Genomic DNA, 252 nt, shown 5'->3' on the forward strand with positions numbered 1-252 from the left:
CCGTGCCTGCTCCAAGCGATGACGTGTTCATCGACAAGAGCACCCAGATCGTCAAAATCACCGACGCTTCCGGCGGCGACTTCGAGAAGCTGGTAGTTGCGCAAAACAGTGCAACGACAGCGATCAACGACACCATCGACAAGGTCGATGTGGTTCTGAGCGCTACCACCACGGTTGGCGAAGGCGGCAACATTGTTTACACCGCCAGCCTTGTGGATAAAAACGGCGCGCTGGTGACTAACATCACTAACC

The 252-nt window shown here is 55.6% G+C and carries 1 protein-coding gene; it reads left to right on the forward strand.

The window, feature by feature from the left end; genetic code table 11:
* Nucleotides 1-23: 23 nt before the first annotated feature.
* Nucleotides 24-252, forward strand: a 229-nt coding sequence (locus BFP90_RS29240; RefSeq protein WP_256097480.1) for an immunoglobulin-like domain-containing protein, incomplete at its 3' end; no start/stop codon positions are given.

Source organism: Pseudomonas sp. 24 E 13 (genome assembly GCF_900004715.1).
Classification (GTDB): domain Bacteria; phylum Pseudomonadota; class Gammaproteobacteria; order Pseudomonadales; family Pseudomonadaceae; genus Aquipseudomonas; species Aquipseudomonas orientalis_A.